We start from the raw sequence: 9,281 nt of genomic DNA, 5'->3' as shown, positions 1-9,281 counted from the left end.
ATCCAGACTACCGCTGCGGAGGCCCTCTGGATTGCTTCGCTGCGCTCGCAATGACGTGAATGGCGCAACACCTCACCCCGCCTTCACGACCTCGTCGCTCACCACCTCGAACTTCTTCAACTCCATCCGGCCGAAGCTCGTCGACAGCGCGACGTCGGCGGCGTCGCGCCCTGTCGCCATCAGGATGCGGCCGATGCGGGGGACGTTGTGGCGGGCGTCGAAGGTGAACCATTTGCCGGACAGCCAGGCCTGAAACCAGCCGGAAAAATCCATCGGGGACGGATCCGGCGGAATGCCGATGTCGCCCATATAGCCGGTGCAGTAGCGCGCCGGGATTCCCATGCAGCGGCAGAGCGCGACGGCCAGATGCGCGAAGTCGCGGCAGACGCCGGTCTTCTGCTCGTAGACGTCGTGCGCCGACTTCATGTGATGGGCGTGCTCGTAGCCGAAGGTGACGTGCTTGTGCACGAATTCGGTGATGGCAGCGACACGATCCCAACCAGGCTTCGTCTTGGCGAACAGCGACCAGGCGATGTCGGTGAGCTTGTCGGTCTCGCAATAGCGGCTCGGCATCAGGTAGAGCATCAGCTCGTTCGGCAGTTGCTCGATTGGGATCTGCTGCGCGTCCGGCATCACCTCGTCGGGCAGGCCGGTGTCGCGCACCAGCGCGCGGCCCTTCAGCGTCACGCCGCCGGCGGGCGCGACGAGGCGGCCGCACACATTGCCGAAACTGTCGTGATAGAAGCGGATCGGGACGTCGGGCTCCGCAACCACCGTCTCAGTGCCGAGGATGTCGGCCTGCCGCGAGGGGTGGATGTTGAGCATGATCACCATCGGTGTCGGCTGTGCTGCCGCGTAGGCGATCTCGAAGCCGACCCTGATGTCCATCTATAAGACCTCCGCTATAAGACCTCTGCTTCCAGCTCCTGATCGTTGTCCTGGTCGTCCGAGACCACCTTGATGTTCACGTCCATGGCTTCGAAGGCGTCCCCGGAGCCGATATAGACGCCGTGCAGCGGGATCGCCTGGCGCGGATCGCGGGCGACCGCGACACGGATGAGGTCGCGGGTGCCGACGATTCCGTTGGTCGGATCGAACTCGATCCAGCCCGCGCTCGGCAGATAGACCTGGACCCAGGCATGCGTCGAACCACCGCCGACATGACGCTGCTCGATATCCTCCGGCACGAAGATGTAGCCGGAGACGAATCGCGCGGCGATGCCGAGATGGCGCAGCGCCTCGATCATAAACAGCGCGTAGTCCCGACAAGTTCCTGTGCCGGACTGCAAAGTATCGAGCGGATGCTGCGTGCCCAGCTCGTGGCGCTTGCGGTATTTGAACTGCTCGCGGATGCCGTGGGTCATGCCGCTCAGGATCTTGAAGGTCGGCGTCGGCGCGTCCTCGTCGAGAAAGCCGCGTGCCCACTCCGCGATCTCGCCGTCAGGGTCGGTATATTGCGGCGTGATGTACTGGACGAGGTCGGGAAACTCCTCGTCGGCATAGGCGAACGGATAGAAATAGGCGGGATCGTCCGGCGTCAGCGCGAACTCCTCCACCGGGTTGTGCTCGACGGTGACGTGCCAGTCGAAGATCAGCGCGTCCGCGCGCTCGTCGAAATTCGCGATCGCGACCGAATTGCCGAACACGTCGTGGATCCAGTGCAGCGACATCGGCTCGGGCGAGATCTCGAGCCTGGAGTCGAGCACGCGCAGATCATGCCCGTCGCGCGGCCGCAGCATAATCCTGTGTTCGCCGAACGCCACGGGGCGGTTGTAGCGATATTCGGTCTTGTGATGAATCGTCAGCAGCGGCATCGTCAGGCGATCATGGTGATTTCGGGCGGATCAATCTATAGCATTCTCGCCCGATTCTGGGGGCGACTGCTTCTTCCATAGGCAATCTGGATGGCTTTAGACACAGCCGACGCGGCCGATCAACTCCTCGGCGAGGGCGACATTCCCCCAGTGCATGAGGTCAATGCGCGGGGGACATCGCCCTTCCTGCTCACCGCGGATCATTACGGGCGGGTGCTGCCCCGCGCGCTCGGCGATCTCGGCGTCGCCGAGGACGAGCTGACGCGGCACATCGCCTGGGACATCGGCATCGCCGGCGTCGCCGAGCGGCTCGCGAAAATGCTCGACGCCCACCTGATCGCGCAGCGCTATTCGCGGCTCGTGATCGACTGCAACCGTCCGCCGGGCGCCGTCAGCTCGATTCCCGTGATCTCCGAGGCCACGGCGATCCCGCGCAACGAGGGGATTTCGGAGCAGGAGCGCAAGGCACGACGGCGGGAGATCTTCGAGCCTTATCATCACCGCATCGACGCCGTCATCGGCCGCCGCGTGCACGACAAGCTGCCGACCGTGCTGGTGTCGCTGCACAGCTTCACGCCGGTCTATGCCGGCGTCGCGCGGCCCTGGCACATCGGCGCGCTCTACAACCGTGACAGGGTACTGCCGCACCTCCTGCTCAGGCACCTGCGCAGCGAGAGCGATCTCATCGTCGGCGACAACGAGCCCTATGCCGTGAACGACCTCACCGACTACACCATCCCCGTGCACGGCGAAGCCCGCGGCCTCGTCAACACCGGCATCGAGATCCGCCAGGATCTGATCGCGGACCAGTCCGGCCAGCAGCAATGGGCGGAGCGGCTGGCTAGGATATTTGCGGAGATCGAGCTGGAGTTGAAGGCGGAGCAGCTGGCGTAGCCAGCCAAGCCGACGGTGCGCTCCCTCGCCCCGCAAGCGGGGAGAGGTGAAGGTCAACCACCCCGCGCCACGACAAACAGCGCGAGCGCGGCGAAGATCGCGGCGATCCCCGCAGCACGAAGGGGGCTCGAATGCGGGCTACTTCGCCCTGGTCAGCGCCAGCCAGATGCCGCCGCCGATCATGAAGCCGCCGGAGACGCGCGACATCATGCGTGTGCGGCGGGCCGAGAAAAATTTTCGGGCGCGCCCTGCTGCGATGGCATAGAGCGCATCCGTCATCGCCGCCGTCACCATGAAGGTGGCCCCGAGCAGCGCGACCTGCGGGAAGTGGTCACGGTTCATGTCCATGAACTGCGGGATGAAGGCGCCGAAGAACACCAGCACCTTCGGATTCGACAACAGCACCAGGAAACCTTGCAGGAAGAAGCCGCCGCGCGGCGGCGCCGGCGGCTCGTCGACATTGACGCCTTCGACCGGCGCCCAGATCAGCCTGATGCCGAGCCAGACCAGATAGGCGGCGCCGGCAAAGCGCACCCAGTCGAACCAATAGCCCATCGTCGCCATCAGCGAGGTCAGGCCGACCGCGACGATGCCGATAACGATCGCGAGGCCGGCCTGCGCGCCCAGGACATTGGTCAGCGCCGCGCGGGTGCCATGGCGCAGGCCGTTGGCGATGACGAGGGTCACGATCGGACCCGGCAGCAGCGCCAGCGCAATGCAGGCGGCGACGAAGGCGAGATAGGCTTGCATGGACATCATGGCGAGGACTCGCTGAGGGCGGTTTGGCGCATTAATGCACGGCGGAAGCGGGAACGGAAGCGGGGCGATTGTGTCCGCGGCGATTCCGGGTTCGACGCTGACGCGTCGCCCAGGACTGACGGCGGCACTTGACATGCAACCATTTGGTTGCCTATTATCGCGGCCATGGACGAAGTCTTCAAAGCGCTCGCCGATGCATCCCGACGGTCGCTGCTGGACAGGCTTCACGCCCGCAGCGGACAGACACTGAACGAGCTCTGCGAAGGCCTCGCGATGACGCGCCAGGCCGTCACGAAACATCTTGTCATTCTGGAAGAGGCCAATCTGGTCACGGCGATCAGGCACGGCCGCGAGAAGCTGCACTATCTCAACCCGATGCCGATCCATCAGATCGGCGAACGCTGGATCAGGAAATTCGAGCGCGGCAAGCTCGCCGCGCTCAGCGAGTTGAAACGCCAGTTGGAGAAGCGCGATGAGTAAGCCGCAATTCGTCTACGTCACCTATATCGAGACCACGCCGGAAAAACTGTGGGAGGCGCTGACATCGAGCGAATTCACCAGGCAATACTGGTTCGGCGCCGAGGTCAGGTCCGACTGGAAGGTCGGTTCCCCCTTCGCGCTGCTGCTCGACGGCGAGACCACCGATTCCGGCGAAATCCTCGAAGCCGATCCGCCGCGGCGGTTGTCCTACAGCTTCAAGCACCAGAAGTACGAGGAGCTGCGCGGCGAACCGATCTCGCGGGTGGTCTTCACCATCGAACCGTTCGGCTCGCTCGTGCGTTTGACCGTGCTGCACGACGGCTTCATCGAAGGCGGAAAGTATCTCGGGGCCGTCTCCAATGGCTGGCCGGCGATCCTGTCCGGGCTCAAGAGCCTCCTGGAGAGAGGCAAAGTGCTCGCCATCCCGCGCGCGGCGCTCAACAAGGGATTCGACGCGAAATGAACCTCGATCAATTCAAGCCGCTCACGGTCTACACCATCTACATCGCTGCAACGCCCGAGAAGGTGTGGGAAGCGCTGACCTCGGCCGAGTTCAGCCGCCAATACTTTTTCGGCAATGCCGTGGAAGTCGAGCCGCGGCTCGGCGGCGCGTTCGTCGTGCGCACGCCGGACGGTGCCCTGCACATCAGCGGCGAGGTGCTCGCATACGATCCGCCACGGAGGCTGTCCGTCACCTTCAACGTCAACTGGCCTGAGCTGATCGAGAAGCTCGGACCGACTCTCGTGACCTATGACATCGAGCCGGTCGGCGACGCGGTCCGGCTCACCATGAGCGAAGGCCACGACCGGCCGCTCAGCGACGACATTCTCTCCGGCGGCCGCTCGGGCTGGCCCGCGATCCTGTCGAGTCTCAAGAGCGTGCTCGAGACCGGCAAACCGCTCGTGGTCAAGATGGGTCCACCGCAGCGCATGCTCGACGCCTTGAAGGCGATGGGGATCAAGACGCCGTAGGACACTGTCGTCCTGGACAAGCGTAGCGAAGCGGAGCGCTGATCCAGGACCCATTACCGCCGAATAGAATTTTGCGAAGGCTGGTCATGGCCAGCTCCCGCCAAACTCCTCCCTCGGGTAATGGGTCCTGGCTTTCGCCAGGACGACTACACCGGCGCCACGATACGGCGATAGAGATGCCACGTCGCATGCCCGAGCACCGGCAGCGTCACGATCAACCCGAGGAGATAGGGCAGCGCCGACACGATCAGCAGCAACACGATCACGGCCGCCCAGCCGATCATCGCCAGCGGGCTCATGACGACCGCGCGCACGCTCGTCACCATCGCGGTGACGAAATCGACCTCGCGCTCGAGCAGCAGCGGAAACGACACCACGGTCAGCGAGAACAGGACCAGCGACAGCGCCGCGCCGACGGCGTTGCCGATGGCGAGGAACAGCAAGCCTTCATTGGTGGTCAGCACTACTGTCATGAATTCCTGGAGGCTGGAGAAGGAGGCGTGCAGGCCGAGCAGCAGCGCAATCAGGAGCCGCACCTGGTACATCCAGACCACGAACACGAACAGGGTGACGAAGGCCATCCAGCCGATCTCGCTGCGCGAGCGCACCGTGGCCCAGATCGCGGCAAACGACACCGGCTCGCCACGCTCGCGGCGACGACTGACCTCGTAGAGACCGATCGCCACGAAAGGCCCGATCAAGGCAAAGCCAGCCGCAAGGGGATAGACCAGATAAAGCATGCCAAACGCGGTGAGGCACAGCATGATGGCGATACCGCCGCCGGCATAGAGCGCGCCGAAGCAGAGGCCGTAGAGCGGCAGCGCCTGAAAATCCCGCAAGCCCTCGACCAGAGCCTCCGCGATGTCGAAGGCCGTGACCGGCCGCACCACCGGATCGACTTTGCCCGAGATGGACATCAGCTTCCTCCGCACATCGACGCGATCTCCGCCGCGCTCACTCTGACCGGGATATTAGCGCCGCCGCGCGCACGCGCAACGTAATGCCGAGGTGGCGGCAGCGGCCACGCCGGGCCTCTTCTGAAAAGCCGCTGTGCCGGCGGCTCGAAATCTTTGCTCTCCGGTGCGATTTTCGAGCCGATGCCTATGGACTGGGCTGACGAACGTGCCGCAGATTGTACCTCCTGACAAACACGCGCGATGAGCCGCACGGACCGCCCCACCGATGAGCCTGCGTACCCGGCTACTGATCCTCGTCATCGCGGCCACGCTGGTGCCGGCGATCCTCGTCGGCTTGCGTTTCGTGCAGAACCGGAGCAGCGAGATCAACGCCGCCCTGGCCAATCTGGCTGCGTCGGCCGACGACATTGCAAGTGATCTCGACGAGAAGATTCAGGGCACCGCCCAGCTTCACTACGGTCTGGCCCGCGCCCGCGATCTCGACACGCGCGACAAGGCGGCGTGCTCGGCGTTTCTGTCGGACGTGCGCGAAGAATATCCCCAGTTCACCGGCATCCTGACCATCGATCCGGACGGCAGCCTGTTCTGCGACTCGCTGCGGACCAACCGCACCCTCGATCTGACCGATCGCGCCTATTTCAAGCAGGCCCTGGTCTCGCGCGGCGGCGTCGCGCTGGAGCCGGTGTTCGGCCGCCTGACCGGAATGTCGGTGCTCCAGATCGCATATCCCGTGCGATCGGAAGCGGGCGCGCTGAAGCTCGTCCTGCTCGCCTCCTTCAACCTGAACAAATTCGCGGAGTATCACCATAAGCGACTGCTCACCGAGAAGGAGATCCTGCTCGTCGACGGCAAGGGTACGGTCCTCGTCGCCCCCAAGGGAAGCAGCTGGAGCGAGCCCGTCGGCGCGTCGATCGCGGGGTCCGACCTGTTCCGCTTCGCTGCAACGCCCGATCGCGAGGCGTTTCGAGAGGTGGCCGATCGCGCGGGCCGCACGCAGGTCTGGGCCGTCGCCCGCTCGCCTTCGATCCGGAAGGCCGGCCTCTACATCATGGTCGGACGGTCCAAGGACGGACTGGTCGCGGCGGCGAACCGCCGGCTCTACGAGGACATGGCGATCCTTGCGGTGGCCTCGTTGCTGCTGCTGGCCGGTGTATGGATCCTCGCGACGGTGGGCGTCGGGCGCCAGGTCGGACGGCTCGCCACCATGGCGAAGAGGCTCGGGCTCGGCGATCTCAGCGCGCGGATTCCGCCTCCCCATCCGCGCGGCGAGCTGGGCGGATTGATGACCCTGCTCAACGGCACCGCGGAGTCGCTCGAGCAGCAACGCGCCGCCATCGCCGACCTCAGCCACAAGCTCAGCCAATCGCAGAAGATGGAAGCGATGGGCCAGCTTACCGGTGGCGTGGCGCACGATTTCAACAACCTCTTGACCGTCATTCTCGGCAACTCGGAGCATCTTGCCGACAGGCTGGCGGGAAACACGGAATTGCACCGGATCGCCGGCGACATCGCGACCGCCGCCGAGCGCGGCTCCGACCTGACACGGAGCCTGCTCGCATTCGCGCGCAAGCAGCCCCTGAGGCCGAGAGAGATCGACATCGGCGAGAAGGTTCTCGGCATGGAGCAGCTTTTGCGTCGGACCCTGGGCGAGCACATCGAGTGCAGCTTCGTGCTCCAACCCGATTTGTGGTTGACCAGTGTCGATCCCAGCCAGTTGGCGACAGCCCTGCTCAATCTGGTGCTCAACGCGCGCGACGCGATGCCGGAAGGCGGCAGACTGACGGTCGAGGTATCCAACAACTCGCTCTGTGAATCCGACCTCGACGTCAACGGCGAGCCGCGGCCCGGCGACTACGTCATGGTGGCCGTGACGGATACCGGCAGCGGCATGACCGCAGAAGTGGCGGGCCGCGCGTTCGAGCCGTTCTTCACCACCAAGGAGATCGGCAAGGGGACCGGCCTCGGCCTGAGCATGGTCTATGGGTTCGCGCAGCAATCCGGCGGACTTGTGCAGTTGCAGTCCCAACCGGGACAAGGCAGCATCGTCAGGCTGTTCTTTCCGCGTATTGCAGCGGCGCTGAACGCGGCTCCGCCGCCCGCGGAGCGGATCATCGTCCCCGACGGAAGCGAGACCATTCTCGTCGTCGAGGACGACGACATGGTGCGGGCCTACGTCGAGAGCGAGCTCAAGACGCTCGGCTACCGCGTCATCGCGACGTCGAACGGGCCCGCGGCGCTGGAAGTGCTGCGCCAGCCCGGGGATATCCACTTGCTGTTCACCGACGTCGTGATGCCCGGCGGCATGTTCGGGCCGGAGCTTGCGAGGCAAGCAACCGCTCTGCGGCCCGATCTCAAGGTGCTCTTCACCTCCGGCTACACCCAAAATCCCGTCAAGACGCCTGACGGGCTCGGCGACGCCCGCATTCTGACCAAGCCGTTCCGGCGGCAGGATCTTGCCCCGATGCTGCGGTCGGCCCTGTCGGCGCCGTCGCGATAGTCAGGATGCAGACGCGAGCAGAACTGCGATACCAAGATTGGCCGCGAACAGTGCCGCGTCGATGACGAAGATCCTGAGCATCGGGCCCTTCAGCACGGGCCAGTAGGCCACCCCGACCCGCCCTCCGCGCATCAGGACCGGCAGGTTGTAGGCGAACTGGCTGAAGTGGCAGGCGGCAAAGAACAGGAACAGCGCAAGCTGCGCTTCGACCGGCTGGAAGAAGAACGGACGCGCCACCAGAAGATAGAACGACAGCAGCCCGATCGGCAGATTGATCCCGCCCAGGAACGCCACGCTGGCCGCCAGGGTCGGCGCGATTGGATTGCCGCGCTCTTCCCGCGGCAGCAATATCTTCAGCGTGTTACGCTGGGCGACGCTGAACTGGATGAAGGCGCCGACGAACCAGAGCGCGTTGAGAAGCAGAACGATATCCGAAAGGCGCATGTCTATTTTCCGTAAAAGGCTTCGCTGCGCACCACGCGGCCGGCAGCGTCGAAGTCCATGAATTCGCTGGCGCGGGTGTCGCCGAGCTGCCACCACAACGTCAGGCGCGCGATCGCCTCGTCCCAGCTCCAGCTCAAAATCTTCAGGTCGGCGCTTTCGATGTGACCATAGGCCTTGCGCCAATAGGTGCGGATATTCTCGGCGCCCGCGACGACCGGAGAACCGGTCAGCGTCAGCGCCAGAGGGCTGCGCATCTGCGCATCGTCGGCAAAATGCGCGACGACCGCATCGATATCGACCTTGCACCAGCTCGCGCACCATGCCGCGACAAAGCGTTCGGCGACTGCGCGGTCCATTGTCTGTGCGCCCATGAGGCGGCCCTCCCCGGCTCGTTGCCGGGAAAGTGGCAAAGCTTGCGCCTCATGTCAACTATGTTGACTTTAGACTTGTCAATTGGTGTCGGCGATCGTCCCCATGACCGCCATCCATGCCGCCGCCCCCGGC

General features: G+C 64.7%; 11 protein-coding genes. 5 read left to right on the top strand and 6 right to left on the bottom strand.

Annotated elements, in window-relative coordinates; translation table 11 throughout:
- Nucleotides 1–72 precede the first annotated feature (72 nt).
- Both ACXJL8_RS24695 and ACXJL8_RS24690 read right to left on the bottom strand, forming a co-directional pair.
- Nucleotides 73–888, bottom strand: coding sequence for a transglutaminase-like domain-containing protein (locus ACXJL8_RS24695; RefSeq protein WP_456622017.1), 816 nt, complete (start codon nt 886–888; stop codon nt 73–75).
- A 14-nt stretch (nt 889–902) separates the two neighbouring features.
- Nucleotides 903–1,814, bottom strand: a complete 912-nt coding sequence (locus ACXJL8_RS24690) for a transglutaminase family protein (RefSeq protein ID WP_456622016.1) — start codon at nt 1,812–1,814, stop codon at nt 903–905.
- Between the two features lie 90 nt (nt 1,815–1,904).
- Here ACXJL8_RS24690 and ACXJL8_RS24685 point away from each other — a divergent pair, with 90 nt between their 5' ends.
- Nucleotides 1,905–2,708, top strand: a complete 804-nt coding sequence (locus ACXJL8_RS24685) for an N-formylglutamate amidohydrolase (protein ID WP_456622015.1) — start codon at nt 1,905–1,907, stop codon at nt 2,706–2,708.
- Between the two features lie 138 nt (nt 2,709–2,846).
- Here the strand turns inward: ACXJL8_RS24685 and ACXJL8_RS24680 are convergent, their stop codons facing one another.
- Entirely contained in the window at nt 2,847–3,467 is a 621-nt protein-coding gene (locus ACXJL8_RS24680) for a LysE family translocator (RefSeq protein WP_456622014.1), read from the bottom strand.
- Nucleotides 3,468–3,632: 165 nt separating this feature from the next.
- Between ACXJL8_RS24680 and ACXJL8_RS24675 the strand changes: the two genes are divergently transcribed.
- Genes ACXJL8_RS24675 through ACXJL8_RS24665 form a run of 3 tightly spaced genes read left to right on the top strand, consistent with a single transcriptional unit; the run spans nt 3,633 to nt 4,919 of the window.
- Entirely contained in the window at nt 3,633–3,947 is a 315-nt protein-coding gene (locus tag ACXJL8_RS24675; protein WP_456622013.1) for an ArsR/SmtB family transcription factor, read from the top strand.
- A complete protein-coding gene (locus tag ACXJL8_RS24670; protein ID WP_456622012.1) occupies nt 3,940–4,410 on the top strand; it encodes an SRPBCC family protein in 471 nt (156 codons plus the stop codon). The genes ACXJL8_RS24675 and ACXJL8_RS24670 overlap by 8 nt, the downstream gene beginning before the upstream one ends.
- Entirely contained in the window at nt 4,407–4,919 is a 513-nt protein-coding gene (locus tag ACXJL8_RS24665) for an SRPBCC family protein (protein WP_456622011.1), read from the top strand. Before ACXJL8_RS24670 ends, ACXJL8_RS24665 begins: the two co-directional genes overlap by 4 nt.
- Before the next feature lie 146 nt (nt 4,920–5,065).
- On the opposite strand, the gene ACXJL8_RS24660 is transcribed toward ACXJL8_RS24665, so the two are convergent.
- Nucleotides 5,066–5,836 (bottom strand): DUF2189 domain-containing protein, encoded by a 771-nt coding sequence (locus tag ACXJL8_RS24660; RefSeq protein WP_456622010.1) that lies wholly within the window; start codon nt 5,834–5,836, stop codon nt 5,066–5,068.
- A gap of 265 nt (nt 5,837–6,101) precedes the next feature.
- Between ACXJL8_RS24660 and ACXJL8_RS24655 the strand changes: the two genes are divergently transcribed.
- Nucleotides 6,102–8,333 carry an ATP-binding protein gene (locus ACXJL8_RS24655; RefSeq protein ID WP_456622009.1) on the top strand — a complete coding sequence of 744 codons (2,232 nt, stop codon included), beginning with the start codon at nt 6,102–6,104 and terminating at the stop codon, nt 8,331–8,333.
- On the opposite strand, the gene ACXJL8_RS24650 is transcribed toward ACXJL8_RS24655, so the two are convergent.
- Both ACXJL8_RS24650 and ACXJL8_RS24645 read right to left on the bottom strand, forming a co-directional pair.
- Complete coding sequence (locus ACXJL8_RS24650; RefSeq protein ID WP_456622008.1) at nt 8,334–8,777, bottom strand: hypothetical protein; 444 nt, start codon at nt 8,775–8,777, stop codon at nt 8,334–8,336.
- Nucleotides 8,778–8,779: 2 nt separating this feature from the next.
- The gene (locus tag ACXJL8_RS24645) at nt 8,780–9,148 is read right to left on the bottom strand and encodes a nuclear transport factor 2 family protein (protein ID WP_456622007.1); all 369 of its coding nucleotides are present in this window, start codon (nt 9,146–9,148) and stop codon (nt 8,780–8,782) included.
- Nucleotides 9,149–9,281: the final 133 nt, after the last annotated feature.

It is taken from the genome of Bradyrhizobium sp. P5_C11_2, assembly GCF_054049755.1.
Note: the sequence above shows the minus strand (reverse complement) of the source record. Positions and strands in the feature narration are given on the sequence as shown.